Raw genomic sequence first — 26,825 nt, forward strand, 5'->3', positions numbered from 1 at the left:
AGGCGATCACAGAATCGTCATCGTGCCGGGGAACGAAGATAGAGAACGCGGATGGCAAAAAGATGACAGGAACCCGGTTTTTCCGGCGGAAGCCACCGCCGTTTTCGCCACGAATCAGCCTGCCGCTTTCGTATTTCTGCGCTACAATGGGGGCCTGTTAACAGTTTGTATCGTCTGGCGCGCCGTACCGGCCGCGGTTCAGGCGAGGAGTAAAGCAATGTCTGGCATCAGGGATTCCATCCTGCCGCCGCTGGAGTGGTTGTCCGAACAGGATCCTCCGGCGCCCGCCGCCGTCAGCGACTGGCTGATGGAGTTAGGCTCCATGACCCGCCGATTTGAACGCCATTGCGCCCAGGTGCGCGTCGAACCGCAGCGCGAATGCTTCGTCACGCGCGAGGCGCTGGGCGACGAGGCGAATCACCTGCCCGACAGCCCGCGCTACTGGCTGCGCGAAGTGGTGCTGCTGGGCGACGACCAGCCCTGGCTGCTGGGGCGCACGGTGATCCCGGAAAATACGCTGACCGGCCCCGACCAGGCGCTGGTGGATCTGGGCACGCTGCCGCTGGGGCGCTACCTGTTCAGCAGCGGCGATCTGACCCGCGACTATATCCATATCGGCCGACAGGATGCGCTGTGGGCGCGCCGTTCACGGCTGCGGCTGGCGGGCAAACCGCTGTTGCTGACCGAATTGTTTTTACCGGCTTCGCCGCTGTATTCAGCGGTTCCTGCATAAGAGAGGAGAGCAAGACCTTGGAGGGAAGCGTGACTCAAAGTAAATGGCGGGCTTACAGCCATTTGATGCGCATTGATAAACCGATCGGCACGCTGTTGCTGCTGTGGCCGACGCTGTGGGCGCTGTGGCTGGCCGGGAAAGGCGTGCCGCCGCTGTCGATTTTGCTGGTGTTCGTGCTCGGCGTGTTCCTGATGCGCGCCGCCGGCTGCGTGGTGAATGACTACGCCGATCGCGCGGTGGACGGCTACGTGAAACGCACCGCCGGGCGGCCGATGCCGAGCGGTCGGGTGAGCGCGAAAGAGGCCAAGGTGCTGTTTGCGGTGCTGGTGCTGATCTCGTTCTGCCTGGTGTTGACGCTCAATGCGATGACCATCTGGCTGTCGCTGGCGGCGCTGGCGCTGGCCTGGGTGTATCCGTTCATGAAGCGGGTGACCAACCTGCCGCAGTTCGTGCTGGGCGCCGCGTTCGGCTGGGGCATTCCGATGGGGTATGCGGCGGTCAGCGAATCGCTGCCGCTCAGCTGCTGGCTGCTGCTGCTGGCCAACATCTGCTGGACGGTGGCCTACGACACGCTGTATGCGATGGTCGATCGCGACGATGACTTGAAGATCGGCATCAAATCCACCGCTATCCTGTTCGGCCGTTATGACAAGCTGATCGTCGGGCTGCTGCAGTTCGCGACGCTGCTGCTGCTGGTGTGGGTCGGTTATCTGGCGCAGCTCGGCGGGGCGTTTTACTGGTCGCTGTTGCTGGCGGGCGCGCTGTTCATTCACCAGCAAAAACAGATCGCCGGCCGCGAGCGCGAAGCCTGCTTCAAGGCCTTCCTGCAGAACAACTATGTCGGCTTGGTGGTATTTATCGGCATCGCGCTGAGCTATCTGCCGGCGTAACGGTTTCGCAAAGCAAGAAAAAAGGCACCCCAGGGGGTGCCTTTTGTGTTTCGGTGCCGGACGACATCACTCGTCCTGCTCTTCTTCCGCGTCGGCTTGCGGCAGGGCGTTGGTCTCTGCCGGCATGTTGACGCTTTCGATGGTCAGCTTGATTTCCGGCGTGATCAGATCGCTCAGCATGTTGTACACCTCAAGGGTGTGCTCGCGGATCGCATCCCCGCTATCGTTGATATAGCCTTCTTCGCGCAGCGTCGCCACCAGGGTGGAGAACACCGCCTTGTCGAAGAACTCCGGCGCGTTGATGCCGTGCAGCACCGACAGACGCTGCGCCATGATGCGGCTCTCTTTCTCCAGCGCGCCGCGGTTGATGCTCGGGTTGGCGCTGAGGATCGACATGGTGATGGCGTAGCGTTGCAGGGTTTCGCGCACCCCGGCGGCCAGCAGCTGCAGCGGGCGAATGCGCGCCGGGTTCAGCACCAGCTCGTCGCCTTTGTCGCAGATCAGCTGTTGGCGGATCAGCTCGTCGATCACCGGCTGCAGCACCTCCGGCAGCTGTTCCTTGTCGTTATGCAGGAACAGCTCGGCTTTCAGCATCGGGTAGATCATGCCGATTTGACGCAGCAGCTCGGCGCGCGATACCCGGCGATGATGCATCACGATGCTGGCGATCAGCGACGGCAGCACCAGCAGGTGGTGGATGTTGTTGCGGTAATAGGTCATCAGCACCGCCTGCTCGCGCGGCAGGATGATGATGTCGCCGATGTTGTCCTTCTCCACCTCGAACTTGTTCATGTTCAGCGCGTGATCCAGCAGCTCGTCCGGCGTTTGCGTCGGCACGGTGACGTCATGCGCGTAAGGCGCGTTGCGCATCAGCTGCAGGTAACACTCGAGCTGTTCGACCAGCTGTTCGCGGGTCAGCGAACGCTGGCGCGAAGCCAGCAGCGCGGTGGAACACAGGTTCATGGCGTTGGCCGCGGCGGCGTTGTTGATGCGCACCATGATCTGGCCGGCCAGATCGTTGACCGTCGGCGTCAGCCAGCTTGGGCGCTGAGCTTCGATCGGATCGATAGACTCGCGCCACTGCGGCACGTGCTGGTTGAGGTAAGCGGTCAACGGCAGCGGCTCGCCGAAGTTGACATAACCCTGGCCCAGATTGCGCAGCTTGCGCAGGCCGCGCAGCATCTGCGGCAGGCTCTCTTTTTCCTTGGTGGCGCCGCGCAGCTCTTTGGCGTAGGTGCCCACTTCCATCACGTGTTCGTAACCGATGTAAATCGGCACCAGCGTGATCGGACGGGTGCCGCCGCGCAGCATCGCCTGGATGGTCATCGACAGGGTGCCGGTCTTCGGCTCCAGCAGACGCCCGGTGCGGGAACGGCCACCTTCCACGAAGTATTCCACCGAGTAGCCGCGGGTGAACAGCTCGCCGAGGTATTCGCGGAACACCGTCGAGTACAGCTTGTTGCCCTTGAAGGTGCGGCGGATGAAGAACGCGCCCAAGCGGCGGAAGATCGGGCCGGCCGGCCAGAAGTTGAGGTTGATGCCGGCGGCGATGTGCGGCGGCACCAGGCCCTGGTGATACAGCACGTAGGACAGCAGCAGGTAGTCCATGTGGCTGCGGTGGCAGGGCACGTAGACGATCTCGTGGCCGTCCTGCGCCAGCTGGCGCACGCGCTCGGCGTTGGTGACGTTGATGCCCTGATACAGCCGGTTCCAGGTCCAGCTCAGCACGCGGTCGGACAGGCGCACGGTTTCGTAGGAGAAATCGGCGGCGATCTCTTCCATCAGCGCGATGGCGTTCTGCTGGGCTTTCTCGTGCGAGATCTTCTTGCTGCGCGCTTCGTCCTCGACCGCTTTTTCGATCGCTTTGGACGCCAACAGCTTGTTGAACAGATCCTGGCGGGCCGGCAGGCTCGGGCCTACCGCGGCCAGGCGCTGACGCGAGAAGTGCATGCGCGCCACGCGCGCCAGTTTCTGCGCGATGGTTTTATCCGTGCCGTGCTCGGTGGCCATGCGGCGCAGCGAAACGGTGTTGGAGAAACGCACGAAGCTGTCGCGGCCGAGCCACAGCACGGCGAAGAATTTCTGCACGCCGTTCAACAGACGCAGGTGCGGCGTGCCGTGGCCTTCGCGGCCCGGCGAGCGGCCGAACATCACCGAAACCGGCAGCATCTGAATGTCGAGATCCGGATTGCTGCGGTGCAGATCCAGATAGTCGTGGAACAGCTTTACCGACTCTTCTTTCGGGGTGTAGTAGCGGAACACGCGCGGGCCGTCGTGAATGAACACGTAGCTCGGCAGCACGGTGCCGTCGATCTCCAGCGAGTTGAGCGGATCGGGCAGATCCTGCGCCAGGCACTGGGTGCGCAGCGTCAGCAAATCCGCCTTGGAATTGTAAGGTAAAACATACAAAATCGGCCGTGAGGGATCCAACCCTAGCTCGGTAACCGGATCTGAAGGGATGACCTTACTTCTTACCAACAATTTAAGTGGTAAATTCAATATTTTATAATAAATTTTACGCCAACCTGACATAAACAACGTGAAGCCTCTTGTTAGCAATGCGCCGCAAGCATACCAGAAACCGGGTAGCAGATCTGTGGTGTTCGAAAACCGAGAGCCGTCAGCGCGGACTGTTCTAGACTCTTTTTATTATGACCGACCTCTGAGAAAGGCACGAAAACATGGCAAACCAAGCAACCGGACTGACCCGCATCATCAAGGCCGCCGGCTATTCCTATAAAGGGCTTTCCGCCGCCTGGCAGCACGAAGCGGCTTTCCGCCAGGAACTGGTGGTCACCCTGCTGGCTATCATACTGGCTGTCTGGCTGGATGTGGGTGCGATAGCGCGCATTTTATTGATCGGATCGGTAGCGCTGGTGATGATCGTCGAGATCCTGAACAGCGCGATCGAGGCGGTGGTGGATCGCATCGGCAGCGAACATCACGAACTGTCCGGCCGGGCCAAGGACATGGGATCGGCGGCGGTGTCGCTGGCGATCGTGCTGGCGCTGTTCGTTTGGGGCACGGTCTTATGGCAGCATTTTGGCTGACGAAAGGCGCCTACTGACTGATTTTTATTTATTCTTCGGTTCCCAATCCGCGCTTACCTGTATATACTCACAGCAAGACTGTATAAACAAACAGGGGGCGGAATGAAAGCACTAACTACCAGACAGCAAGAGGTCTACGATCTGATTCGCGATCATATTTCGCAAACGGGCATGCCGCCAACGCGTGCCGAGATCGCGATGCGTCTGGGGTTCCGCTCGCCTAACGCCGCCGAAGAACACCTGAAGGCGCTGGCACGCAAAGGCGTGATCGAAATCGTCTCCGGTGCCTCGCGCGGTATCCGCCTGTTGATGGAAGAAGAAGAAGGGCTGCCGCTGATCGGCCGCGTCGCCGCCGGCGAGCCGCTGCTGGCGCAGCAGCACATCGAAGGGCACTACCAGGTGGATCCTTCCCTGTTTAAACCGAGCGCCGATTTCCTGCTGCGGGTGAACGGCATGTCGATGCGTGACATCGGCATTCTGGACGGCGATCTGCTGGCGGTGCACAAAACGCAAGACGTGCGCAACGGCCAGGTCGTGGTGGCGCGCATCGAAGACGAAGTGACGGTCAAGCGCCTGAAAAAACACGGCAACGTGGTCGAGCTGCTGCCGGAGAACAACGAATTCCAACCGATCGTGGTCGATCTGCGCCAGCAGAATTTCACTATCGAAGGGCTGGCGGTCGGCGTGATCCGCAACGGTGACTGGATTTAATCGTCGCACTCTCAGTGCCGCCTCTTGTATCAATCGCCCCTGTTCTGGGGCGTTTTTGTTTCTGACCTTGCCCTTCGCCACTGCTACGGGAACATCTCATCATGCGCTTGATTTCCGCCTTCACCAGCGACACCGATAAAGCCCTGTGGCGTCTGGCTCTGCCGATGATTTTCTCCAATATCACCGTACCGCTGCTCGGGCTGGTGGACACCGCGGTGATCGGCCACCTCGACAGCCCGATCTACCTGGGGGGCGTCGCGATCGGCGCGGTGGCGACCAGCTTCCTGTTCATGCTGCTGTTGTTCCTGCGCATGAGCACCACCGGCCTGGCGGCGCAGGCGCTGGGGGCACAGAACCCGCAGGCGCTGGCGCGCGCCTTTATGCAGCCGCTTCTGCTGGCGCTGCTGGCCGGGGTGGCGATCGTCCTGTTGCGCTATCCGCTGATCGAACTGGCGCTGCGGATCGTCGGTGGTAATGGCGAGGTGCTGGAACAGGCGCGGCGTTTTCTTGAGATCCGTTGGCTGAGCGCGCCGGCGGCGCTGGCTAATCTGGTGCTGCTGGGCTGGCTGCTCGGCGTGCAGTATGTGCGTGCGCCGGTGATCCTGCTGATTGTCGGCAACCTGCTGAACATCGTGCTGGATATCTGGCTGGTGATGGGCCTGGGCTGGAACGTGCGAGGGGCGGCGGCGGCAACCGCCATCGCCGAATACGCCACGCTGCTGCTCGGCCTGTGGCTGGCGTGGCGGGTGATGCGCCTGCGCGGTATCACCCTGCCGATGCTGCGCCAGGCCTGGCGTGGCGATCTGCGTCGGCTGCTGGCGCTTAACCGCGACATCATGTTGCGTTCATTGCTGCTGCAGCTGTGCTTTGCATCGCTGACCATCTTTGGCGCTCGTCTGGGGAGCGACGTGGTGGCGGTCAACGCGGTATTGATGAATCTGCTGACGTTCACCGCCTATGCGCTCGACGGCTTCGCTTATGCGGTGGAAGCCCATTCGGGCCACGCCTACGGTGCCCGGGACGACAGCCAGCTGCGAAAGGTGTGGCACGCGGCCTGCAGGCAGGCAGGGCTGGTCGCGCTGGCCTTCGCCCTGGCGTATGCCGTTACCGGCCAGCAGATCGTGGCGGCGTTGACCTCCTTGCCGGAGCTGCGTGCGTTGGCCGCCCACTATTTACCGTGGCAGGTCATCCTGCCGCTGGTCGGGGTGTGGTGCTATTTGCTGGACGGCATGTTTATCGGTGCCACGCGCGGTGCCGAGATGCGCAACAGCATGGCGGTGGCTGCGGCGGGATACGGTCTGGCGCTGTTCAGCGTGCCGCTGCTTGGCAACCACGGACTCTGGCTGGCGCTGGCGGTGTTTCTGGCGCTGCGCGGTCTGGCACTGGGCTGGATTTGGCACCGCCATCAGGTGCGCGGCAGCTGGTTTGCCGCACGCTAAACCGTGCGCTTTGTTGGGTTAATTATTAATTTGTCTTATGTTTTTGTTCATGTTTGCTTACATGTTTCCAGCCTGGTTCTGCCCGGCTTAGCTCGTTGTTTGTTGGCGTTTTTTATGTTTATTTCATTTATTAATGGTTTTTTATTCTGTCATATGGCTTTTTTATTTCCATGTTTAACTAGAATGAATCATGTGGCTGGCGAATGAAGGGGAGCGATATTCCTTAAGGTGAAGGGCGTATCGGCCAGAAAAATTTCTGGTTAACCCCAGCCGGCGACAGGGATCACTGATTCACCACAGGTTAACGGAGAGACTATGAATAAAGATCAAGCCGACGGTAACTGGAAGCAGCTTAAAGGCAAAGTGAAGGAAAAATGGGGCAAGCTGACCGATGACGATCTGACGGTCATCGAAGGGAAACGCGAACAGCTGGTCGGTAAAATCCAGGAGCGCTACGGTTACCAGAAAGAGGCGGCCGAGAAAGAGGTGAAAGCCTGGGAAGATCACACCAAACACCGCTGGTAATTTGCAGGGCCGCCATTGAAGGCGGCTTGCCCAGCGCAGGCCGGCGTCGCTCTCATCCTCTGGCGCCCCGGCCGCAGGTACAGGGAGGTACCTGACTTCGTGTTACTTCTTCTTGATGGCGATGCTGTGATCGTGTTCGGCGCAGTCATGCTTGCTGTCGCATGCCTCAACCTCCACGCAGCCGGCGCACAGGCCGTGCGCTTCCACCACGCTGTGACGCAGCGCAAATCCGGCCTCCTGCGCCAGCTTCTGCAGCGTTTCCTCTACGCCTTCGGTAGTGCGTTCGGTCACCTGGCCGCAGCGGTCGCAGATAAACAGTGCGGACGTGTGCATCGGCTGTTCGAAGTGGTGGCACAGCACGTAGCTGTTGGCGGATTCCACTCTATGGATAAACCCTTGCTCCAGCAGAAAATCCAGCGCGCGATAGACCGTCGGCGGCTTGGCCTGCGGTTCGGCGACGCGCAGCAGATCGAGCAGGTCATAAGCGCTGATTGCACCGGGTTGCTGGGTCATCAGACGCAGCACTTCCAGCCGTTGCGGCGTCAATCGCACATTGCGTTGTTGGCAGAGGCGTTCCGCCTGCGCCAGCAGCTTTTCCTGGGTGGTTGAGTTCATCGCAAATATCCCGGTACGTAAAAAAGCCGATTTTACCATGATTACGGCGAATCGCCGAGAGTTGCCCCCTTTTCCCCTGAGGATTGCGCAGGGAAAGGCGCGCTGAGCGCGCTAAAAGAGAGATGCATCACAACTTTTCCCCTCCGCCGGGCGGCAAATCAACGTTGCCGATTTTAGCGCTGGAGAGCCGCTGGCGAGAGCGGTATAACGCGCTTCACCCGCGTGACGAACAGGAGCCTTGTGTGATGACGGAAAGAGAGAAGCTGTTAAGCGGCCTGGAGTACAACAGCCGCGATGAAGAACTGATTGCGATGTACCATCGGGCCAGGGCGTTGACCAAAAGCCTGGGGACGCTGGATTCGCATCAGGCGGACGAGAAAAACCGCCTGCTCGGCGAACTGTTCGGCGCCTGGGGCGAGGCGAGCTGGATCGAAACGCCGTTCTGGTGCGACTACGGGCAACATGTCCGCATCGGTAAAAACTGTTTTATCAACGTCAATGCGGTGTTCCTCGACTGCAATACCATCACCATCGGCGACAACACGCTGATCGGCCCCAACGTGCAAATCTACACGCCGAGCCACCCGCTGAAGGCCGGCGAACGCTTTACCGGCGACCCGGCCTTTCCTTTCCACACCTCGGCGCAGCCGGTGTCCATCGGCAGCAACGTATGGATCGGCGGTAACGTGGTGATCTTGCCGGGCGTGACCATCGGCGACGGCACGACTATCGGCGCGGGCAGCATCGTGACCGGCGACATCCCGGCCAATGTGCTGGCGCTGGGGCAGCCGTGCCGGGTTATCCGCACGTTGGAATAGAGGGGAAACGAAGGCGGTTTTCCCAACGGCGCCGATTGCCGTTATAATAGCCGTTTGCGGCCGCGCGCCGTTCGTTAAACCCAGACAGACTCAGGTAGCCAGTAACTCAGCATGACGAAAGACAACCACGCCCCAACCTACGCCGCCAATCGTTTCTCCATCGCGCCGATGCTCGACTGGACCGATCGTCATTGCCGTTACTTCCACCGCCTGCTGACCAAGGAAACGCTGCTGTACACCGAAATGGTGACCACCGGCGCGATCATTCACGGCAAGGGCGACTACCTGGCCTACAGCGAAGAAGAGCATCCGGTGGCGCTGCAGCTGGGCGGCAGCGATCCGGCCGCGTTGGCGCACTGCGCCAAACTGGCGGAGCAGCGCGGTTACGACGAGATTAACCTCAACGTCGGCTGCCCGTCCGATCGCGTGCAAAACGGCATGTTCGGTGCCTGTTTGATGGGGCAGGCGACGCTGGTCGCCGACTGCATCAAGGCGATGCGCGACGTGGTGTCGATCCCGGTGACGGTGAAGACCCGCATCGGCATCGACGATCAGGACAGCTATGCCTTCCTGTGCGACTTTATCCAAACCGTCGCCGGGCGCGGCGAGTGCGACATGTTCACCATCCACGCGCGCAAGGCCTGGCTCTCCGGCCTCAGCCCGAAAGAGAACCGCGAAGTGCCGCCGCTGGACTACCCGCGCGTTTATCAGCTGAAGCGGGATTTCCCGGCGCTGACCATCGCCATCAACGGCGGGGTGAAAACGCTGGAAGAGGCGCAGCAGCATCTGCAGCATCTGGACGGCGTGATGATGGGGCGCGAGGCGTACCAGAATCCGGGCATCCTGGCGCAGGTCGACAGCGAACTGTTCGGCGCGCAGACCGCAGTGCCGGACAGCGTGGCGATCGTCGAAGCACTGTATCCGTACATTGAGCGCGAGCTGTCCAACGGCACCTATCTCGGCCACATCACCCGCCACATCCTCGGTTTGTTCCAGGGCGTGCCGGGCGCGCGCCAGTGGCGTCGCCACCTGAGCGAGAACGCCCACAAGCCGGGCGCCGATGCGCGGGTGGTGGAGCAGGCGCTGGCGCTGGTGCGTCAGCCGCGTGTGGAAATGGCGTAACCCACAAAAATTTTGACTAACAGTTAGTCTTTTTCACCAGGCATTCGGCGCGTTGCCGGATGCCTGCCCCATCTTTTCAATAGGTTAGCCCTTCCGCCATTCTGGCACGCTTCTTGTAATTCCCTCAGCAGATACGTTGTATTGCAAAGGAGCAATCATGTTGGAAATCTTCTTTCTCATTGGCTTTGTGGTGATGCTGATGGTGACCGGCATCTCGCTGCTGGGGATCTTCGCTGCGCTGTTGGTGGCGGCGGCGTTCATGCTGTTGGGCGGGTTGTTCGCGGTGGTCATCAAGCTGCTGCCGTGGCTGATTTTGGCGGTCGTCGGGGTATGGATTTACCGGTCGATGCAGAAACCGCAGGCCAGACGTTACTGATTTTTTGCTGAATAATCAGTCAGTCGCGATGAAACTTGCACAACTTGCCGCCCCGCTAATGCGGCAGCGATCACAGCTTGGCAGTTTTGCCGCGCGATGTGGCACATAAAGCGTGTTTTTTGCCGGACGGGGCTGTTAGGATGTTTGTCGATGCAGTGATGCGACCGATTTCATCACCGTGAGAGACAACCAAAATTCGTGTTGCTGAAGCAACCCCCTGTCTCTGGCGGACTCTGCTCTACCCCTACAAAACGCAGTAACAGAAAGGGCTCCGTAAGGAGCCCTTTTCTTTTGCGGCAATTAGGGGATCAGCAGGCTGGAGCCGCTGGTGCCGCGGCTTTCCAGCACCTGGTGTGCCCGCTGGGCGTCGGCCAGCGCAAATTTCTGCTCGTCTTTCACCTCCACCCGAATGGCGCCGCTGCCGATCAGCGAGAACAGCTCGTTGCTGGCGTACTGCAGCTCGGCGCGGTTGGTGATGTAGCCGTTAAGGGAAGGGCGGGTGACGTACAGTGAGCCCTTCTGATTCAGCAGTGCCAGATCGACGCCGGTCACCGGGCCGGAGGCGTTGCCGAAGCTGACCATCAGGCCGCGCCGTTTCAGGCTGTTGAGCGAGGCCTGCCAGGTGCTTTGCCCCACCGAATCGTACACCACGCCGACCTTCTCGCCGTGCGTCAGCTCGGCCACCCGCTGGGCGATATCCTCTTTGTGGTAGTTGATGGTGGCCCAGGCGCCGGCCTGTTTCGCCAGCGCGGCCTTTTCGTCGGAGCCGACGCTGCCGATCAGGCGCGCGCCCAGCGCTTTGGCCCATTGGCAGGCGATCAGCCCAACCCCGCCGGCGGCGGCATGGAACAGGAACACTTCACCCGGCTGCACGTCGTGGGTCTGGCGCAGCAGGTAGTGCACCGTCAACCCTTTGAGGAAAGAAGCGGCGCCCTGCTCAAAGCTGAGGTTGTGCGGCAGCAGCGCCACTTTTTCTTCCGGCACGTTGTGGACTTCGCTGTAGGCGCCGAGCGATGACTGCGCATACACCACCCGGTCGCCCGGTTTGATCGCGCTGACGCCGGCGCCAACCTTGACCACCACGCCGGCCGCCTCGGTGCCGAGGCCGCTCGGCAGGCTCGCCGGGGCGTACAGCCCGCTGCGCACATAGGTGTCGATGTAGTTGATGCCGATCGCCTTGTTCTCGATCTGCACTTCGCCGGCGGCGGGATCGAGCGGTGTAAAATCAACGTATTGCAAGACTTCCGGCCCGCCGGTGGCGGAAAACTGAATGCGCTTGGCCATATCGTTACCTCGTTTGAGTGTCTGATTTCACCCTATTCTTTTTAGTATCGGAGATCCAGTTCACCCGTGCGGGATTCAATACCTTTTTTGCATCGGTTATGACGCAAAAATCACGTATACTCTCGCGTCAAGATCCTTCATTCGCAACCGGATAAAGACTACGTTTCATGGCAGGAAAAAAACCAACCAACAAAACAAACGCGGACGAAACCAGAGAGCGTTCCAGAGATCGTCAGATGGAAGGGCTGAAGATGCCGCCGCACTCGCTGGAGGCCGAGCAGTCGGTGTTGGGCGGTTTGATGCTGGATAACGAGCGCTGGGACAACGTGGCGGAGCGCGTGGTCGCCAACGACTTCTTCAGCCGCCCGCATCGCCTGATCTTTACCGAGATGCAGCGTCTGCTGGAGATGAGCAAGCCTATCGACCTCATCACCCTGTCCGAATCGCTGGAGCAGAAAGGCGAGCTGGACTCGGTCGGCGGCTTCGCCTACCTGGCCGAGCTGTCGAAAAACACCCCGAGCGCCGCCAACATCGGCGCCTACGCCGACATCGTGCGCGAGCGCGCGGTGGTGCGCGAGATGATCTCGGTGGCTAACGAGATCGCCGACGCCGGCTACGATCCGCAGGGGCGCAGCAGCGAAGACCTGCTCGATCTGGCGGAATCTCGCGTATTCCAAATCGCCGAGAACCGCGCCAGCAAAGACGAAGGCCCGAAGGGCATCGAGCGCATCCTGGAAGACACCGTATCGCGTATCGAGCAGCTGTATCAGCAGCCGCACGACGGCGTGACCGGGGTCGATACCGGCTATCAGGACCTCAACAAGAAAACTGCGGGCATGCAAAAGTCCGATCTGATCATCGTCGCCGCCCGTCCATCGATGGGGAAAACCACCTTCGCCATGAACCTGTGCGAAAACGCCGCGATGACCCAGGAAAAACCGGTGCTGATCTTCAGCCTGGAGATGCCCGGCGAACAGATCATGATGCGTATGCTGGCGTCGCTGTCGCGCGTGGATCAGACGCGCATCCGTACCGGCCAGCTCGACGACGAGGACTGGGCGCGCATTTCCAGCACCATGGGTATCCTGCTGGAGAAGCGCAACATGTACATCGACGACTCCTCCGGCCTGACGCCGACCGAAGTGCGCTCGCGCGCGCGGCGCATTTTCCGCGAGCACGACGGGCTTAGCCTCATCATGATCGACTACCTGCAGCTGATGCGCGTGCCGGCCCTGTCCGACAACCGTACGCTGGAGATCGCCGAGATTTCGCGCTCGCTGAAGGCGCTGGCGAAAGAGCTGCAGGTGCCGGTGGTGGCGCTGTCGCAGCTGAACCGAAGCCTGGAGCAGCGCGCCGATAAGCGCCCGGTCAACTCCGACCTGCGTGAATCCGGCTCTATCGAGCAGGATGCTGACCTGATTATGTTCATCTATCGTGATGAGGTGTATCACGAGAACAGCGATCTGAAAGGGATCGCGGAAATTATTATCGGTAAGCAGCGTAACGGCCCGATCGGCACCGTGCGCCTTACCTTTAACGGCCAGTGGTCGCGTTTCGACAACTACGCGGGGCCACAATACGATGACGAATAATCAGCTAAGGAACTGAAATGAAAGCGGCAACCGCTGTAATCGACCGCCGCGCTCTGCGACATAATCTGCAACAGGTGCGCCGCCAGGCGCCGCAAAGCCGCCTGATTGCCGTTGTGAAAGCAAACGCTTATGGACATGGCCTGCTGGAAACAGCACACACCCTGCAAGACGCCGACTGCTACGGCGTGGCGCGCATCGGCGAAGCGCTGATGCTGCGTTCCGGCGGCATCGTCAAACCGATCCTGCTGCTGGAAGGCTTCTTCAGTGCCGAAGATCTGCCGGTGCTGGTGGCGAACAACATCGAAACCGCGGTGCACAGCATCGAACAGCTCGAAGCGCTGGAGCAGGCCGAGCTGGCGCGTCCGGTGCCGGTGTGGATGAAGCTCGATACCGGCATGCATCGGCTGGGGGTGCGCCCCGAACACGCGGAGGCGTTTTATCAGCGCCTGTGCGCCTGCCGCAACGTGGCGCAGCCGGTCAATATCATGAGTCACTTCAGCCGCGCCGACGAGCCGGAATCCGACACCACGTTGAAACAGATCGCCTGCTTCGAGCAGTTCGCGCGCGGCAAACCGGGCCAGCGCTCGGTCGCCGCCTCCGGCGGCACGCTGCTGTGGCCGGACGCCCACAACGAGTGGGTACGCCCCGGTATTATTTTGTACGGCGTGTCGCCGCTGGATAACGGCAGCGGCGCCGAGCATGGGCTGCAGCCGGCGATGACGCTGAAGTCCAGCCTGATCGCGGTGCGCGAGCACAAGGCCGGCGAAGCGGTCGGCTACGGCGGCACCTGGGTCAGCCCGCGCGATACCCGGCTGGGCGTGGTGGCGATGGGGTACGGCGACGGCTACCCGCGCAGCGCGCCGACCGGTACGCCGATCCTGATCAACGGCCGCGAAGTGCCGATCGTCGGCCGGGTGTCGATGGACATGATTTCGGTCGATCTCGGGCCGGCCGCCGCCGATAAGGTGGGGGATGAAGCGGTGCTGTGGGGGCCGGCGCTGCCGGTCGAGCGCATCGCCGTCTGCACCGGCATCAGTGCCTACGAGCTGATCACCAAGCTCACGCAGCGCGTGGCGATGGAATACATCGGCGACTGAAACGCCGCAGGGGCCGACGCGCGTCGGCCCCGTTTCTCAGCGGGTTACTTCTTTACCGCCAACCACTTATCGATAATCTTCTGATATTCGCCGGTCGCCTTGGCCAGGTGCAGCCACTGATCCACATACAGTTTCCAGCTCAGATCGTCGCGCGGCAGCATGTAAGCCTTCTCGCCGTACTGCATCGGTTTGGTCGGATTCACCGCGCACAGCTTCGGATAGCGCTTCTGCTGGTACAGCGCCTCGGAGGCGTCGGTGATCATCACGTCTGCCTTGCGGTCCACCAACTGCTGGAAAATGCTCATGTTGTCGTGCGTGAGCGTCAGTTTGGCCTTTGGCAGATAGGCGTGCACGAAGGCTTCGTTGGTGCCGCCCGCCGGTTCCAACAGACGCACCGACGGTTTGTTGATCTGCTCGAGAGTGCGGTATTTCTTCACGTCGGTGCAGCGCACCAGCGGGATTTTGCCGTCGGTATCCAGCTTGTCGGCGAAGAACACCTGCTTTTGCCGTTCCAGTGTGACGGAGATACCGCCCATCGCAATGTCGCACTTGCCGGAGGTGAAGTCCGGCGTCAGGGTTTTCCAGCTGGTCTTCACCCACTTCACTTTCGCGCCCAGGCTCTTGGCCAGCGATTCCGCCATGTCGATATCGATGCCTTCATAGCTGCCGTCTTCCTTGAGGAAGGTATAGGGCTTGTAGTCGCCGGTGGTGCAGACCTCCAGGGTCTTTTGCTGCAGCACCTTATCCAGGTGGGATTGCGCGCCGGCGCTGCCGGCGGCGAGCAGCAGCGCGAGAGGGAGTAACTTTTTCATCTGGCGTCCTTTTTATACATTCGTGGTTTTATGCGTTACTTCGCCGTTAATTGTCGTTTGCCTGCATGAGTTAGCCGTTTTTTATGCCGCTTACCGGCGAAAACGCCGGGCTTTGCTGCTGTACGCGATTTAAGCGCCAGGGTGTGACGTCGGCAACGGTAAAAAAACTGGTAGGCTGTAACGTCAACATTTATTAACACAGTTTACAGGTGGCTATGTACAACATTGACGATTTTGATATGAAAATCCTGACGCTGTTACAGGCCAACGGCCGGCTGACCAATCAGGAGCTGAGCGAGCTGGTGGGGCTCTCCGCCTCCCAGTGTTCGCGGCGGCGCATCAGCCTGGAGCAGGCGCAGCTGATCCGCGGCTACCACGCGCGGCTGGCGCCGGAGGCAGTCGGCCTGGGGCTGGTGGGGCTGATCGAAGTCAGCCTGATCACGCACGCCCAAGAGCAGATCGACAGCTTTCATCAGATGCTGGAGGAGGTGGATGCGATCCTCGACGCTTACAAGACCACCGGCGACGCCGATTACCTGCTGAAAGTGGCGGTGGCGGACCTGCCGGCGCTGAGCGAATTCATCAGCCAGACGCTGTCGCCGCACAAAAGCGTGGCGCATATCAAAACGGCGGTGGTGCTCAATCGCATCAAGGAAAACGGTTTATTGCCGGTGGCGCGAGAAAGCTAAAACCTAACGCGGTTTTCCGTCTATATTAGGAACGTAACGCTGTGCCCAAACCACAATAAATAAACCAGGAGAAAAACCCCGTGTTCCAGAACGTTGACGCCTATGCCGGCGATCCCATTCTGTCGCTGATGGAAAAATTCAAACAAGACCCGCGCGCACACAAGGTGAACCTGAGTATCGGCCTGTACTACGATGCGCAGGGCATCATTCCGCAGATGCGGGCGGTCGCTGCGGCGGAATCGCAGTTGAACAGCGTCGAGCACGGCGCCTCGGTATACCTGCCGATGGAAGGGCTGCAACCCTACCGTTCCGCCATCCAGCATCTGCTGTTCGGCGCGCAGCACCCGATGCTGCAGCAGGGGCGTATCGCCACCATTCAGACCGTCGGCGGTTCCGGCGCGTTGAAAGTGGGCGCCGATTTCCTGAAAAGCTACTTCCCGGATTCGCAGGTGTGGGTCAGCGATCCGACCTGGGAAAACCACGTCGCCATCTTCAGCGGCGCCGGTTTCAAGGTGAATACCTACCCTTATTTCGACAGCGAAAGCCTGGGCGTGAAGTTCGACGCCATGCTCGCGGCGCTGAAACAGCTGCCGAAGCACAGCATCGCGCTGCTGCACCCGTGCTGCCACAACCCGACCGGTTCCGACCTGACCCCTGCCCAGTGGGATGAGGTGGTCAAGGTGATCGCCGAGCGTGAAATCATTCCGTTCCTCGACATCGCCTACCAGGGCTTCGGCGGCGGCATGGAGCAGGACGCCTACGCCATTCGCGCCATCGCGGCGGCCGGCCTGCCGTGCCTGGTGAGCAACTCGTTCTCGAAGATCTTCTCGCTGTACGGCGAGCGCGTCGGCGGCCTGTCGGTGGTGTGCGAAAGCGAAGAGGCGGCCGGGCGCGTGCTGGGCCAGCTGAAGGCCACCGTGCGCCGCAACTACTCGAGCCCGCCGAATTTCGGCGCGCAGCTGGTGGCCAAGGTGCTGAACGACGCCCAGCTGAAAACCCAATGGCTGGACGAAGTGGAGAGCATGCGCACCCGCATTCTCGAGATGCGTCACGCGCTGGTGGACACCCTGAAGAGCGCGCTGCCGCAGCGCAACTTCGATTACCTGCTGGCGCAGCGTGGCATGTTCAGCTACACCGGTTTCAGCGCGGCGCAGGTCGATCGCCTGCGTGAAGAGTTCGGCGTCTACCTGATCCACAGCGGCCGCATGTGCGTGGCCGGCCTGAACCACAACAACGTGCGTCAGGTGGCCGAGGCGTTTGCCGCGGTGCAGTAACGCCTGTTAGTCTGAACGGACGTTCATCGGGGAGCGATAGCGATATCGCTCCTTTTTTATTGCCGGCGCGCCGCCGAAGTTGCCGCAAACCGGAGAGAGAATATACTGATTGAGGGGCGCTCACTCATGTGGCATCAGCAAACGCTAATCCTCAGCGCAAAAGCGCGTGGCTTTCATCTGGTTACCGACGAGATCGTCAACCAGTTAACCCACTTACACCGCCTGCAAACCGGCCTGCTGCATCTGTTGCTGCAGCATACCTCGGCCTCGCTGACGCTCAACGAGAACTGCGATCCCACGGTGCGAGCCGATATGGAGCAGCATTTCCTGCGTCAGGTGCCGGAAAACGCACCCTATCAGCATGACTACGAAGGGCCGGACGACATGCCGGCGCACATCAAATCCTCGCTGCTGGGCGCGTCCTTGACGCTGCCCGTCAGGCACGGGCGGCTGATGTTGGGCACATGGCAGGGCATCTGGCTGGGGGAGCACCGCATCCACGGCGGAGCACGCCGTATTGTGGCCACATTACAGGGGGAGTAACCCAATGAATAACAGCGCATTGCTGGAGTACTGCATGGCGAAGCCGGGCGCGGAGCAAAGCGACCAAAACCAGTGGCAGGCCAGTCAGATCAAGGTAGGCGACGTGATGTTCGCCATGGTGTGCGAGGTCGAAGGGCGGCCGGCGCTGGCGGTCAAGTCCAGCCCGGAGCTGGCGGAAAGCCTGCGTGAACACCATCCTGAGATCGTCGCCTGCGCCGGCCTGAACAAGGCGCACTGGAACACGGTGTTTCTCGACGGCAACCTGCCGAACTCGCAGTTTTACACGCTGATCGACAGCTCCTATCAGCTGGTGGTGGAAGGCCTGCCCGAACACGTGCGCCAGGAACTGCGCGCCTGATTGCCGGGCGGCGGCGCCGCCCGTTTTTCTCCTGTTTTTTCGCGTCAAAGCGTGATCGTGATTTTAAATTGGGAACGTTCCCTTTTTGTCGTCAGGCAAAAGCGGCTACGCTTGGGGCATTCAAGAAACGCGGATAACATAAGGAGGCCGACATGGCCATCAGCGAAGAAAAGCGCAAGATGATCGCCGGGGAGCTGTACGACGCCGGCGATGACCTGCTGCGCAGCGAGCGTCGGCGCGCGCGCCAGCTGACGCATCGCTATAACCACTCCTCGCCGGAAGAGGGCGAACTGCGTAAACAGTGGCTGGGTGAGCTGCTGGGCGGCTATCAGGGCGGCACCATCGAGCCGACCTTCCGCTGCGACTACGGGTATAACATCTATCTCGGCAAGAACTTCTACGCCAATTTCGACTGCGTGATCCTCGACGTGTGCGAGGTGCATATCGGCGACAACTGCCTGCTGGCACCGGGCGTGCATATTTACACCGCGACCCATCCGCTGGACGCTGAGACCCGCGTCGGCGGTGCGGAGCTCGGTAAGCCGGTCAAGATTGGCGACAACGTATGGATTGGCGGACGCGCGGTGATCAATCCGGGCGTGACCATCGGCGACAATGCGGTCGTGGCCTCCGGCGCGGTGGTGACCAAAGACGTGCCGGCCAACTGCGTGGTGGGCGGCAACCCCGCGCGGGTGCTGAAAACGCTGTAGGCCCGGCGGGGCGGATTAAAACATGCTGCCGTGGCGCTCGAAGCCGTGCATCTCAATGTCTTTGAGCGCCTTGAAGCGTTTGACCATCACCGCATGATCCGACAGCAGGTTACTGATGCGGACAAACAGCTCCTTGTTTTCTTCTTCGCACTGTTCCAGCCAGGCCTGCGGGTTCACGCCGTGCTGCATCCAGGGGCCGACGGCCAGCAGCCGCACCGTGTCGGCGTAATTCGGGCAGAGGGCGAGCGCCACGCGGTCTGCGGAATACTCCTGTGCGCGGGTGGTCGCCAGGCCGGGCAGCACCAGCGATTGCGGTACGACGCCGATCGCCAGGCGCCACAGCGACACGTGGCGCAGCTTGTGGTGGGCCAGCTCGTGCGCCAGCACGAACTCCACGATCTCCGGCGCGGTGGGCATCAGCATGGCGATTTCAGCGTGGATCACCACATAGCGCTGACGGCGGTTGCATTCCAGCGCAAAGGCGTTGACCACGCCGTTGCCGTTGGTCAGGTAGAGCTTCGGCAGCGTCTTGAGCTCCAGGCGGCGGCCAATATCCTGATACAGCGCGAACAGCTCGGGAAATTGTGCCGGCCCGACGCGCAAGGCGTTGGATTTCGCCTGGGCGGCGAGATAGAAACGATAAATATAGAAAGCGATAGGGATCAGCGGTAATAAGGCGAACAGGCTGAGCGTATCCAATGTTTCTTTGGCTTCCGTGCCTAATCCCAGAATCGTCTCGTCCGAGGACGCGACGATAGCGGCGATGCCAAATAAAAAACCGAGAAGTGTTATTATCGCCGATAGCCAGATCATGGGCATTTCCCAGCGGTGGCGAAATGCCGTGAAGTTACGACATTCTGTCGAATGATGTTGGCACATAAAATATCCTTAATAAGGGAGAGCAACGCCAGATATTGTCAGGTAAATATGGCATGGTTTAATTATCCGCCTGTTTACCTCACAATTCGTTAAACTATAGTTTATTTTTTCACCGTCGCGTTATGGCGTTATCTGACGGGCGTACGCGCTCGCTCTCATTGGGTAAAACGTCAGAAGCTGTAGCTGGCGCTGGTGAAGGCCATACCCGACGTGGTTTTTTCGACGATAGGGCTGTCGGCCGCGTCGCCCAGCAGACGGGTCACGCCGACCCCGGCCTGGAAGGCCACGTTCGGTCGCCATTGGTAATTGAGCGCGGCGGTGAGGGTCGCGTCCTTGAAGCCGCTGCCCGGCCGATAAGCGCTGAAAGCGCTGCGCTGTGCCTGCTGCGACGTCACGCCGAAATAGCCGCGCTGATAGCCGCTGTTGGCCCAGGTGGTGGAGAGGTTGCCGATCAATGTCAGCTGTTCGCTGAGTGGATATTGCCCGGTGAGCCCGGTTTCCACATAGGCCGTGTGGCCCAGTTCTTCCCCGCCGTAGCTGCGCTTGCGCGTTGCCTGCATGCCTTTTACGTAGGCGCGGAAGGGATCGAGTTGGTAGCTCAGTTCGGCGCCGGCCTCCAGTGCGCCACCCAGCTTGCCCATGCCCTTGAGTCGTGTGTTGCGCCCGCGCAAGGTTCTGATTTCCTCGTCACGGCCGGCGTCATAGTTGAGCAATAACGCGATGCCGACGGGGCCGGCAAGCGGGAATTGCCAGCGTGCCCCCTCGCTGCCTGCGCTGAGCTCCCCCCAGCTGGCGTTTTGATAGCCGGCATTCACCTGATACAAGGGTTCAATGCTGTAAAAAGAAGAGCCTTCATAGGCGGGGGCGACGGCAAGGCCGCCGGCGAGCGTTAAAGAGGCCTCGCCGTCCTGCGCCTGAGCGGCGAAAGGAAACAGAAATAACAGCGCGGCGACAGAGGTTCCCAGTTTAGTATCCACGTTAAACACCTTTTATATCATCCCATTGAATATACGGCCCGCAGGCCGGCGATTAATTGCAGCTTATTTATAAACGCCAGGTTTATATTGATTAATTGACAGACGACGGCGCGTCATTGGCGTTATTTCACCGCAACAGTGAAACGCATGGGGAATAAACAACAGCCAAACGAGTGGCATGATTGGGCGAGTTTATTATTGGCAGGGCTCAAAGCGCCTGTTTTTAAAGGCATGATGCAGAGAAGATGATTTAATGTTTTTCAGAAAGGGATATGTTGATTGCTCAACGAGGCGGCCTATTCCGCCTCGTTGAGAGGGATAACCCGCCGTTATTTTTCCAGCAGCGGTTTCAGGAAGCGTGCGGTGTGCGATTTTTCACACTCGGCCACGGTTTCCGGCGTGCCGGCGACCAGGATTTCGCCGCCGCCGCTGCCGCCTTCCGGCCCCAGATCGACGATCCAGTCGGCGGTCTTGATCACGTCCAGGTTATGCTCGATGACCACGATGGTGTTGCCCTGATCGCGCAGCTGATGCAGCACCGCCAACAGCTGCTGGATATCGGCGAAGTGCAGACCGGTGGTCGGCTCGTCGAGGATATACAGCGTCTGGCCGGTGCCGCGTTTCGACAGCTCGCGCGCCAGCTTGACGCGCTGCGCCTCACCGCCGGAGAGCGTGGTGGCCGACTGGCCGAGACGGATGTACGACAGGCCGACATCCATCAGGGTCTGCAGCTTGCGCGCCAGCGCCGGCACCGCGTCGAAGAACTCACGCGCTTCTTCGATGGTCATCTCCAGCACTTCGTGGATGCTCTTGCCCTTGTACTTCACTTCCAGCGTTTCGCGGTTATAGCGCTTGCCCTTGCACTGGTCGCACGGCACGTAGATGTCCGGCAGGAAGTGCATCTCGACCTTGATCACCCCGTCGCCCTGGCAGGCTTCACAGCGCCCGCCCTTGACGTTGAAGCTGAAACGGCCCGGCGTATAACCGCGGCTGCGCGATTCCGGCACGCCGGCGAACAGCTCGCGCACCGGGGTAAAAATGCCGGTGTAGGTGGCCGGGTTGGAGCGCGGCGTGCGGCCGATCGGGCTTTGATCGATGTCGATCACCTTGTCGAAATGTTCCAGGCCGGTCACTTCGCGGAACGGCGCCGGTTCGGCGATGGTGGCGCCGTTGAGCTGGCGCTGAGCGATCGGGAACAGCGTATCGTTGATCAGCGTCGATTTGCCGGAGCCGGAAACGCCGGTGATGCAGGTAAACAGCCCGACCGGCAGCGTCAGCGTCACGTCCTTCAGGTTGTTGCCGCGCGCGCCGCTCAGCTTCAGCACCTTGGTCGGATCGGCCTGCACGCGCTGCGCCGGAATGGCGATCTCGCGCTTGCCGCTGAGGAACTGGCCGGTCAGCGACTCCGGCTGCGCCATGATGTCGTCGACGGTGCCTTCCGCCACCACCTGGCCGCCGTGCACGCCGGCGCCGGGGCCGATGTCGATCACGTGGTCGGCGGCGCGGATGGCGTCTTCGTCATGCTCCACCACGATCACCGTGTTGCCGAGGTTGCGCAGGTGGATCAGCGTTTCCAGCAGGCGCTCGTTGTCGCGCTGGTGCAGGCCGATCGACGGCTCATCCAGCACGTACATCACGCCCACCAGGCCGGCGCCGATCTGGCTGGCCAAACGGATACGCTGCGCTTCGCCGCCGGAGAGCGTCTCCGCCGAGCGGGACAGTGACAGGTAGTTCAGGCCGACGTTCACCAGGAATTTCAGGCGATCGCCGATCTCTTTCAGCACTTTTTCGGCGATTTTGGCGCGTTGGCCGCTGAGCTTCATGTTCTGGAAGAAGGTCATCGCATGGCCGATGCTCAAATCGGAGATCTCCGGCAGCGTGGTGTCTTCTACGAACACGTTGCGCGCTTCTTCGCGCAGGCGGGTGCCGTGGCACGAGGCGCAAGGGCGGTTGCTGATGAACTTCGCCAGCTCTTCGCGCACCGCGCTGGATTCGGTCTCTTTGTAGCGGCGCTCCATGTTGTGCAGCACGCCTTCGAACGGATGGCGGCGCACGGTGGTGTCACCGCGATCGTTGATGTATTTGAATTCGATCGACTCTTTGCCGGAGCCGCTCAGCACTGCCTTCTGCACGTTGGCGCTCAGGGTGTTGAACGGCGCCTCTACGTCGAACTCATAGTGCTCCGCCAGCGAGCGCAGCATCTGGAAGTAATAGAAGTTGCGGCGATCCCAGCCGCGGATCGCGCCGCCGGCCAGCGACAGCTCGGGGTTTTGCACCACGCGATCCGGATCGAAGAACTGCTGCACGCCCAGGCCGTCGCAGGTCGGGCAGGCGCCGGCCGGGTTGTTGAAGGAAAACAAGCGCGGTTCCAGCTCGCGCATGCTGTAGCCGCAGATCGGGCAGGCGAAGTTGGCGGAAAACAGCAGCTCGTCCGCTTTCTCGTCGTCCATGTCCGCCACCACCGCGGTGCCACCGGACAATTCCAGCGCGGTTTCGAACGATTCGGCCAGGCGCTGCGCCATGTCGTCGCGCACCTTGAAGCGATCGACCACCACTTCGATGGTGTGTTTCTTCTGCAGCTCCAGCTTCGGCGGATCGGACAGATCGCACACTTCGCCGTCGATGCGCGCGCGGATGTAGCCCTGGGCGGCCAGGTTTTCCAGCGTTTTGGTGTGCTCGCCCTTGCGGTCTTTCACCACCGGCGCCAGCAGCATCAGGCGTTTGCCTTCCGGCTGGCTCAGCACGTTATCGACCATCTGGCTGACGGTTTGTGCCGCCAGCGGCACATGGTGATCCGGGCAGCGCGGCTCGCCAACGCGGGCGAACAGCAGGCGCAGGTAGTCGTGGATCTCGGTGATGGTGCCGACCGTGGATCGCGGGTTGTGCGAGGTGGATTTCTGCTCGATGGAGATCGCCGGCGACAGGCCTTCGATATGGTCGACGTCGGGTTTTTCCATCAGCGACAGGAACTGGCGCGCATAGGCGGAGAGCGATTCGACGTAGCGGCGTTGCCCTTCGGCATACAGCGTATCGAAAGCCAGCGATGACTTGCCGGAACCGGACAGGCCGGTGACGACGATCAGTTTGTCACGCGGGATGATCAGGTTGATGTTTTTCAGATTATGGGTTCGAGCACCACGAACTTCGATATTGTCCATTTACACTTCCCGTCTTGATGATACACCGCGCCTGTCGCGATTTTTGCGGGGGATTTTGTGATGGATCTCGCAAAAAACCGGCACAGCCTGGTCGAAACGCATAATTATGACACAAAAAAACCTGAATGAATATCCAGTATGCGAATGCAACAAGGTCGATCGAAAAGACAATTCTGGAATGCAATTCGCACTTATCAACACGGGTGTGGTTTCGCACTCAGCGTGGTAAACTGACGCGTTTATACTGTGTAGAAATCAATCATCGGGAGAAGTGCTCATGGCCAGCAGAGGCGTAAACAAAGTAATTCTGGTCGGGAATCTGGGTCAGGATCCAGAAGTCCGTTACATGCCGAACGGCGGCGCAGTGGCCAACATTACCCTGGCGACCTCCGAAAGCTGGCGTGACAAGGCGACCGGCGAACAGAAAGAGAAGACCGAGTGGCACCGCGTCGTGCTGTTCGGCAAACTGGCCGAAGTGGCGGGCGAATACCTGCGCAAGGGCTCTCAGGTCTACATCGAAGGCTCCCTGCAGACCCGTAAATGGCAGGATCAGAGCGGCCAGGATCGCTACACCACCGAGATCGTGGTTAACGTCGGCGGCACCATGCAGATGCTGGGCGGCCGTCAGGGCGGCGGCGCACCGGCCGGTCAATCTGCCGGTGGCCAGGGCGGTTGGGGCCAGCCTCAGCAGCCACAGGGCGGCAACCAGTTCAGCGGCGGCCAGCAGCAGTCTCGCCCGGCGCAGAACAGCGCTCCGGCGACCAGCAACGAACCGCCAATGGATTTCGACGACGATATCCCGTTCTGATATCCGGCCGTTTACAGCCAACAAAAAAGCCCCTTCACGGGGCTTTTTGCATTTCAGGGGCGGTTACGCCGAGAAGCCGCCGTCGATGCTCAGGCTGGCGCCGGTGATATAACCCGCCTGCGGGCCGGCGAGGTAGGCGACGAAGCCGGCGATCTCTTCATCTTTGCCGTAGCGGCCGATCGCCATCAGCTGCTTGAGCCGATCGGCGAACTCGCCGGCATCCGGGTTCATTTCGGTGTCCACCGGGCCGGGCTGCACGTTATTGACGGTGATGCCGCGCGGGCCGAGATCGCGCGCCATGCCTTTGGTCAGGCCGACCAGCGCCGATTTGCTCATCGCATACACCGCCGCGCCGCCGAACGGCACGCGCTCGGCGTTGGTGCTGCCGATGTGGATGATGCGGCCACCGTCGTTCATGTGGCGCGCCGCCTCCTGGCTGGCGACGAACACGCTGCGCACGTTGACCGCCAGCATGCGATCCAGGTCTTCCAACGCCAGTTCCTCGGTGCTGCCCAGCGTAAACACCCCGGCGTTGTTCACCAGAATATCCAGATTGCCGAACTGGCTGACCGCCTGGCGCACCGCCTGCTGCAGCGCCGCCGCATCGGCGCTGTCGGCCTTGATGGCGAGGGCTTTGCCGCCGGCGGCGGTGATGGCGCTTGCCACCGCTTCGGCGCGATCGGCCGAGGCGGCGTAGGTAAAGGCGACGGCGGCGCCTTCACTCGCCAAACGTTTAACGATGGCGGCGCCGATGCCGCGTGAACCGCCTTGAACGAACGCGACTTTGCCTTGCAGAGGGTGTGCTGTGGTCATGTTATTTCTCCAAAGTGGGTGAGGGTAAAGTAAAGTGCCGGCATTCAGTATCGGAGATCGCCGGCACGGCCACTAGCCACAAAGAGCTATAATCAGTTCAAACCATTAGTTTGAAATCCATAGAGGAAAAGTATGCTGGGACACCTGGAATGCTTCGTCAGCAGCGCGGAAAACGGCAGCTTTTCCGCCGCCGGCCGCAAGCTGGGCCTCAGCCCGGCGGCGGTGGGCAAAAACGTCACCCGGCTGGAGACGCTGGTTGGCGTGCGCCTGTTTCAGCGCAACACTCGCCAGCTGATCCTGACCGAAGAGGGCGAGCGTTTTTTGCAGGAAGTCAGCGGTGGCCTGCAGTCGATTCAGTGCGCGTTGAAGGGCCTGAGCAGCAGCGGCGGCGTGGCGGCCGGCAGCCTGAGGATCAGCATGGGCACCGCTTTCGGTCTGAATTTCGTGTTGCCGATGTTGCCGGATTTTCTGGCGCGTTATCCGGCGATCGTGCCGGACTGGCATTTCGATAATCGCCAGGTGGATCTGATCGGCGAGCACTTCGACGCCGCGTTGGGCGGCGGCATCGAACTGGCTCAGGGGATGATTGCGCGCGAGCTGGCGCCCGCACACGGCGTGTTGGTGGCTTCGGCGGATTATCTGCGGCAACGGCCGCCGCTGCGGCAGCCGGAACAGCTGGCGCAACACACCGGGATTTTCATCCGTTCGCCACAGACCGGGCGCATCCGCCATCAGCCGCTGCGCAATGCGGAAAACGAGCAGCATGCGCCGGCGATGGCGATTGGCATGACGGTAAACGAGCCGGAGGCGGCGGCGCGGGCGGCGGAAATGGGCTTGGGCATTGCCTTGATCGCCATGCCGAATGCGGTGCCCTATCTGGAAAACGGCCGCCTGGTGCGGGTGTTGCCGGGTTGGTATGTCGATCGCGGCAGCATGCACCTTTATTTTCCCACCACCAAATTCTTACCGACCAAAACCCGGGTTTTTGTCGATTTCATCACCGAGCAGTTTCGCCTGCAGAAGCTGGCGACACGCTTCGACGCCCGCTAAAACGAGAAAAGCCCCTTGCGGGGCTTCTTTCTTCCGTCGGTTGGCTGTTCGACGATCAGTTGAAGATTTCTGCGGTGCCGTACAGTTTGTTCTGGCCGCCGGCGGCGACGATGCGGTATGAGCTGGCGCCCGACGCGGCGGCTTTGCTGGCCAGTTCGCTTTCCAGCGCGCTCAGGTTGGTGGCGCCGCTAACGGAGACTACGCCGATTTTCTGGGCGTCTGCAGCGGGTTGGCTGGATGGCAGGTCAGCGGCGAAGGTAGCAAAAGAAGCGGTAGCCAGCAGTGCAGCGGTAGCAAAAATTTTGACGTTTTTCATGATGTGTTCCTCAGCGTATTGATTGGATGAGAGCCCGTTGTCTCTCGATGTGTTAAATAATAGTGCGACGGGGCGGAATAAAAAATCGGAGAGTTTTGAGTATCTCAGTCAAATAAATTGATTGTTTTTTCATCCGCTGGCGTGCGGTAAAAATCGCCACTACCCTATACAGACGATCCTTAACCG

27 protein-coding genes are annotated in these 26,825 nt (G+C 60.7%); 18 read left to right on the forward strand and 9 right to left on the reverse strand.

Annotated elements, in window-relative coordinates; translation table 11 throughout:
- Positions 1 to 217: 217 nt before the first annotated feature.
- Positions 218 to 733 carry a chorismate lyase gene (gene ubiC, locus QOL81_RS17235; protein ID WP_038874327.1) on the forward strand — a complete coding sequence of 172 codons (516 nt, stop codon included), beginning with the start codon at positions 218 to 220 and terminating at the stop codon, positions 731 to 733.
- A 17-nt stretch (positions 734 to 750) separates the two neighbouring features.
- Positions 751 to 1,623, forward strand: a complete 873-nt coding sequence (ubiA, locus tag QOL81_RS17240) for a 4-hydroxybenzoate octaprenyltransferase (protein ID WP_049201503.1) — start codon at positions 751 to 753, stop codon at positions 1,621 to 1,623.
- Between the two features lie 66 nt (positions 1,624 to 1,689).
- Here the strand turns inward: ubiA and plsB are convergent, their stop codons facing one another.
- Complete coding sequence (gene plsB / locus QOL81_RS17245; RefSeq protein WP_060425184.1) at positions 1,690 to 4,155, reverse strand: glycerol-3-phosphate 1-O-acyltransferase PlsB; 2,466 nt, start codon at positions 4,153 to 4,155, stop codon at positions 1,690 to 1,692.
- A 149-nt stretch (positions 4,156 to 4,304) separates the two neighbouring features.
- On the opposite strand from plsB, the gene QOL81_RS17250 reads away from it, so the two are divergent.
- From QOL81_RS17250 to QOL81_RS17265, 4 genes are all read left to right on the forward strand, one after another.
- On the forward strand, positions 4,305 to 4,673 hold the full coding sequence (locus tag QOL81_RS17250; protein WP_015379225.1) for a diacylglycerol kinase: 369 nt from the start codon (positions 4,305 to 4,307) through the stop codon (positions 4,671 to 4,673).
- Positions 4,674 to 4,775: 102 nt separating this feature from the next.
- Positions 4,776 to 5,384 (forward strand): transcriptional repressor LexA, encoded by a 609-nt coding sequence (gene lexA, locus QOL81_RS17255; RefSeq protein ID WP_025160136.1) that lies wholly within the window; start codon positions 4,776 to 4,778, stop codon positions 5,382 to 5,384.
- Between the two features lie 101 nt (positions 5,385 to 5,485).
- Positions 5,486 to 6,823, forward strand: a complete 1,338-nt coding sequence (gene dinF, locus QOL81_RS17260; RefSeq protein WP_060425155.1) for an MATE family efflux transporter DinF — start codon at positions 5,486 to 5,488, stop codon at positions 6,821 to 6,823.
- A 315-nt stretch (positions 6,824 to 7,138) separates the two neighbouring features.
- Entirely contained in the window at positions 7,139 to 7,348 is a 210-nt protein-coding gene (locus QOL81_RS17265; RefSeq protein WP_004936743.1) for a CsbD family protein, read from the forward strand.
- A gap of 102 nt (positions 7,349 to 7,450) precedes the next feature.
- Here QOL81_RS17265 and zur read toward each other — a convergent pair whose 3' ends face one another.
- Complete coding sequence (zur, locus tag QOL81_RS17270) at positions 7,451 to 7,963, reverse strand: zinc uptake transcriptional repressor Zur (RefSeq protein WP_015379223.1); 513 nt, start codon at positions 7,961 to 7,963, stop codon at positions 7,451 to 7,453.
- 245 nt (positions 7,964 to 8,208) lie between these two features.
- On the opposite strand from zur, the gene QOL81_RS17275 reads away from it, so the two are divergent.
- The 3 genes from QOL81_RS17275 (at position 8,209) to pspG (ending at position 10,279) form a co-directional block, all read left to right on the forward strand.
- A complete protein-coding gene (locus QOL81_RS17275; RefSeq protein ID WP_197757943.1) occupies positions 8,209 to 8,781 on the forward strand; it encodes a sugar O-acetyltransferase in 573 nt (190 codons plus the stop codon).
- A 111-nt stretch (positions 8,782 to 8,892) separates the two neighbouring features.
- Complete coding sequence (gene dusA, locus QOL81_RS17280; RefSeq protein WP_087762599.1) at positions 8,893 to 9,903, forward strand: tRNA dihydrouridine(20/20a) synthase DusA; 1,011 nt, start codon at positions 8,893 to 8,895, stop codon at positions 9,901 to 9,903.
- Between the two features lie 157 nt (positions 9,904 to 10,060).
- On the forward strand, positions 10,061 to 10,279 hold the full coding sequence (gene pspG, locus QOL81_RS17285) for an envelope stress response protein PspG (protein ID WP_025304448.1): 219 nt from the start codon (positions 10,061 to 10,063) through the stop codon (positions 10,277 to 10,279).
- Positions 10,280 to 10,579: 300 nt separating this feature from the next.
- Here the strand turns inward: pspG and QOL81_RS17290 are convergent, their stop codons facing one another.
- Positions 10,580 to 11,563, reverse strand: a complete 984-nt coding sequence (locus tag QOL81_RS17290) for a quinone oxidoreductase (protein WP_060425029.1) — start codon at positions 11,561 to 11,563, stop codon at positions 10,580 to 10,582.
- A gap of 167 nt (positions 11,564 to 11,730) precedes the next feature.
- Between QOL81_RS17290 and dnaB the strand changes: the two genes are divergently transcribed.
- Together dnaB and alr are read left to right on the forward strand one after the other, a co-directional pair.
- Complete coding sequence (gene dnaB, locus QOL81_RS17295; protein WP_025160134.1) at positions 11,731 to 13,155, forward strand: replicative DNA helicase; 1,425 nt, start codon at positions 11,731 to 11,733, stop codon at positions 13,153 to 13,155.
- A 17-nt stretch (positions 13,156 to 13,172) separates the two neighbouring features.
- On the forward strand, positions 13,173 to 14,252 hold the full coding sequence (gene alr / locus QOL81_RS17300) for an alanine racemase (protein WP_060425158.1): 1,080 nt from the start codon (positions 13,173 to 13,175) through the stop codon (positions 14,250 to 14,252).
- A 44-nt stretch (positions 14,253 to 14,296) separates the two neighbouring features.
- Here alr and QOL81_RS17305 read toward each other — a convergent pair whose 3' ends face one another.
- Positions 14,297 to 15,064 carry a transporter substrate-binding domain-containing protein gene (locus QOL81_RS17305; RefSeq protein WP_060425160.1) on the reverse strand — a complete coding sequence of 256 codons (768 nt, stop codon included), beginning with the start codon at positions 15,062 to 15,064 and terminating at the stop codon, positions 14,297 to 14,299.
- 215 nt (positions 15,065 to 15,279) lie between these two features.
- On the opposite strand from QOL81_RS17305, the gene QOL81_RS17310 reads away from it, so the two are divergent.
- The 5 genes from QOL81_RS17310 to maa all read left to right on the forward strand — a co-directional run bounded on the left by QOL81_RS17310 (position 15,280) and on the right by maa (position 18,638).
- The gene (locus QOL81_RS17310; RefSeq protein ID WP_049201491.1) at positions 15,280 to 15,753 is read left to right on the forward strand and encodes an Lrp/AsnC family transcriptional regulator; all 474 of its coding nucleotides are present in this window, start codon (positions 15,280 to 15,282) and stop codon (positions 15,751 to 15,753) included.
- Between the two features lie 80 nt (positions 15,754 to 15,833).
- A complete protein-coding gene (locus QOL81_RS17315; RefSeq protein ID WP_060425162.1) occupies positions 15,834 to 17,027 on the forward strand; it encodes an amino acid aminotransferase in 1,194 nt (397 codons plus the stop codon).
- 126 nt (positions 17,028 to 17,153) lie between these two features.
- The gene (locus tag QOL81_RS17320) at positions 17,154 to 17,570 is read left to right on the forward strand and encodes a secondary thiamine-phosphate synthase enzyme YjbQ (RefSeq protein WP_004936779.1); all 417 of its coding nucleotides are present in this window, start codon (positions 17,154 to 17,156) and stop codon (positions 17,568 to 17,570) included.
- Positions 17,571 to 17,574: 4 nt separating this feature from the next.
- Entirely contained in the window at positions 17,575 to 17,928 is a 354-nt protein-coding gene (locus QOL81_RS17325; protein ID WP_038874311.1) for an MmcQ/YjbR family DNA-binding protein, read from the forward strand.
- 152 nt (positions 17,929 to 18,080) lie between these two features.
- Positions 18,081 to 18,638 (forward strand): maltose O-acetyltransferase, encoded by a 558-nt coding sequence (gene maa / locus QOL81_RS17330; protein ID WP_060425164.1) that lies wholly within the window; start codon positions 18,081 to 18,083, stop codon positions 18,636 to 18,638.
- A gap of 15 nt (positions 18,639 to 18,653) precedes the next feature.
- Here maa and QOL81_RS17335 read toward each other — a convergent pair whose 3' ends face one another.
- The 3 genes from QOL81_RS17335 to uvrA form a co-directional block, all read right to left on the reverse strand.
- Positions 18,654 to 19,451, reverse strand: coding sequence for a M48 family metallopeptidase (locus QOL81_RS17335; protein WP_175444088.1), 798 nt, complete (start codon positions 19,449 to 19,451; stop codon positions 18,654 to 18,656).
- A 236-nt stretch (positions 19,452 to 19,687) separates the two neighbouring features.
- Positions 19,688 to 20,494 carry a MipA/OmpV family protein gene (locus QOL81_RS17340; protein ID WP_230200995.1) on the reverse strand — a complete coding sequence of 269 codons (807 nt, stop codon included), beginning with the start codon at positions 20,492 to 20,494 and terminating at the stop codon, positions 19,688 to 19,690.
- A gap of 329 nt (positions 20,495 to 20,823) precedes the next feature.
- Complete coding sequence (uvrA, locus tag QOL81_RS17345; protein WP_060425173.1) at positions 20,824 to 23,652, reverse strand: excinuclease ABC subunit UvrA; 2,829 nt, start codon at positions 23,650 to 23,652, stop codon at positions 20,824 to 20,826.
- A gap of 277 nt (positions 23,653 to 23,929) precedes the next feature.
- Between uvrA and ssb1 the strand changes: the two genes are divergently transcribed.
- Complete coding sequence (gene ssb1, locus QOL81_RS17350; protein ID WP_004936793.1) at positions 23,930 to 24,460, forward strand: single-stranded DNA-binding protein SSB1; 531 nt, start codon at positions 23,930 to 23,932, stop codon at positions 24,458 to 24,460.
- Positions 24,461 to 24,523: 63 nt separating this feature from the next.
- Here the strand turns inward: ssb1 and QOL81_RS17355 are convergent, their stop codons facing one another.
- Positions 24,524 to 25,273 carry a 3-oxoacyl-ACP reductase family protein gene (locus QOL81_RS17355; protein ID WP_060425175.1) on the reverse strand — a complete coding sequence of 250 codons (750 nt, stop codon included), beginning with the start codon at positions 25,271 to 25,273 and terminating at the stop codon, positions 24,524 to 24,526.
- Positions 25,274 to 25,405: 132 nt separating this feature from the next.
- Between QOL81_RS17355 and QOL81_RS17360 the strand changes: the two genes are divergently transcribed.
- Positions 25,406 to 26,323, forward strand: a complete 918-nt coding sequence (locus QOL81_RS17360) for a LysR family transcriptional regulator (RefSeq protein WP_049201481.1) — start codon at positions 25,406 to 25,408, stop codon at positions 26,321 to 26,323.
- 55 nt (positions 26,324 to 26,378) lie between these two features.
- On the opposite strand, the gene bhsA is transcribed toward QOL81_RS17360, so the two are convergent.
- Positions 26,379 to 26,639 carry a multiple stress resistance protein BhsA gene (gene bhsA / locus QOL81_RS17365; protein ID WP_025304435.1) on the reverse strand — a complete coding sequence of 87 codons (261 nt, stop codon included), beginning with the start codon at positions 26,637 to 26,639 and terminating at the stop codon, positions 26,379 to 26,381.
- Between the last annotated feature and the right edge of the window lie 186 nt (positions 26,640 to 26,825).

This window comes from Serratia sp. CC22-02, assembly GCF_900182895.1.
Classification (GTDB): Bacteria; Pseudomonadota; Gammaproteobacteria; order Enterobacterales; family Enterobacteriaceae; genus Serratia; species Serratia nevei.

Excerpts from the sequence above, each read along its gene's own strand:
- QOL81_RS17310 (WP_049201491.1), top strand. The coding sequence starts at position 15,280 with ATGTACAACATTGACGATTTTGATATGAAAATCCTGACGCTGTTACAG.
- QOL81_RS17275 (WP_197757943.1), top strand. The coding sequence starts at position 8,209 with ATGACGGAAAGAGAGAAGCTGTTAAGCGGCCTGGAGTACAACAGCCGC.
- QOL81_RS17265 (WP_004936743.1), top strand. The coding sequence starts at position 7,139 with ATGAATAAAGATCAAGCCGACGGTAACTGGAAGCAGCTTAAAGGCAAA.
- maa (WP_060425164.1), top strand. The coding sequence starts at position 18,081 with ATGGCCATCAGCGAAGAAAAGCGCAAGATGATCGCCGGGGAGCTGTAC.
- QOL81_RS17290 (WP_060425029.1), bottom strand. The coding sequence starts at position 11,563 with ATGGCCAAGCGCATTCAGTTTTCCGCCACCGGCGGGCCGGAAGTCTTG.
- uvrA (WP_060425173.1), bottom strand. The coding sequence starts at position 23,652 with ATGGACAATATCGAAGTTCGTGGTGCTCGAACCCATAATCTGAAAAAC.
- dusA (WP_087762599.1), top strand. The coding sequence starts at position 8,893 with ATGACGAAAGACAACCACGCCCCAACCTACGCCGCCAATCGTTTCTCC.
- QOL81_RS17305 (WP_060425160.1), bottom strand. The coding sequence starts at position 15,064 with ATGAAAAAGTTACTCCCTCTCGCGCTGCTGCTCGCCGCCGGCAGCGCC.
- lexA (WP_025160136.1), top strand. The coding sequence starts at position 4,776 with ATGAAAGCACTAACTACCAGACAGCAAGAGGTCTACGATCTGATTCGC.
- dnaB (WP_025160134.1), top strand. The coding sequence starts at position 11,731 with ATGGCAGGAAAAAAACCAACCAACAAAACAAACGCGGACGAAACCAGA.
- bhsA (WP_025304435.1), bottom strand. The coding sequence starts at position 26,639 with ATGAAAAACGTCAAAATTTTTGCTACCGCTGCACTGCTGGCTACCGCT.
- dinF (WP_060425155.1), top strand. The coding sequence starts at position 5,486 with ATGCGCTTGATTTCCGCCTTCACCAGCGACACCGATAAAGCCCTGTGG.
- ssb1 (WP_004936793.1), top strand. The coding sequence starts at position 23,930 with ATGGCCAGCAGAGGCGTAAACAAAGTAATTCTGGTCGGGAATCTGGGT.
- QOL81_RS17335 (WP_175444088.1), bottom strand. The coding sequence starts at position 19,451 with ATGATCTGGCTATCGGCGATAATAACACTTCTCGGTTTTTTATTTGGC.
- zur (WP_015379223.1), bottom strand. The coding sequence starts at position 7,963 with ATGAACTCAACCACCCAGGAAAAGCTGCTGGCGCAGGCGGAACGCCTC.
- pspG (WP_025304448.1), top strand. The coding sequence starts at position 10,061 with ATGTTGGAAATCTTCTTTCTCATTGGCTTTGTGGTGATGCTGATGGTG.
- QOL81_RS17320 (WP_004936779.1), top strand. The coding sequence starts at position 17,154 with ATGTGGCATCAGCAAACGCTAATCCTCAGCGCAAAAGCGCGTGGCTTT.
- QOL81_RS17355 (WP_060425175.1), bottom strand. The coding sequence starts at position 25,273 with ATGACCACAGCACACCCTCTGCAAGGCAAAGTCGCGTTCGTTCAAGGC.
- QOL81_RS17250 (WP_015379225.1), top strand. The coding sequence starts at position 4,305 with ATGGCAAACCAAGCAACCGGACTGACCCGCATCATCAAGGCCGCCGGC.
- plsB (WP_060425184.1), bottom strand. The coding sequence starts at position 4,155 with ATGTCAGGTTGGCGTAAAATTTATTATAAAATATTGAATTTACCACTT.
- alr (WP_060425158.1), top strand. The coding sequence starts at position 13,173 with ATGAAAGCGGCAACCGCTGTAATCGACCGCCGCGCTCTGCGACATAAT.
- QOL81_RS17325 (WP_038874311.1), top strand. The coding sequence starts at position 17,575 with ATGAATAACAGCGCATTGCTGGAGTACTGCATGGCGAAGCCGGGCGCG.
- QOL81_RS17360 (WP_049201481.1), top strand. The coding sequence starts at position 25,406 with ATGCTGGGACACCTGGAATGCTTCGTCAGCAGCGCGGAAAACGGCAGC.
- ubiC (WP_038874327.1), top strand. The coding sequence starts at position 218 with ATGTCTGGCATCAGGGATTCCATCCTGCCGCCGCTGGAGTGGTTGTCC.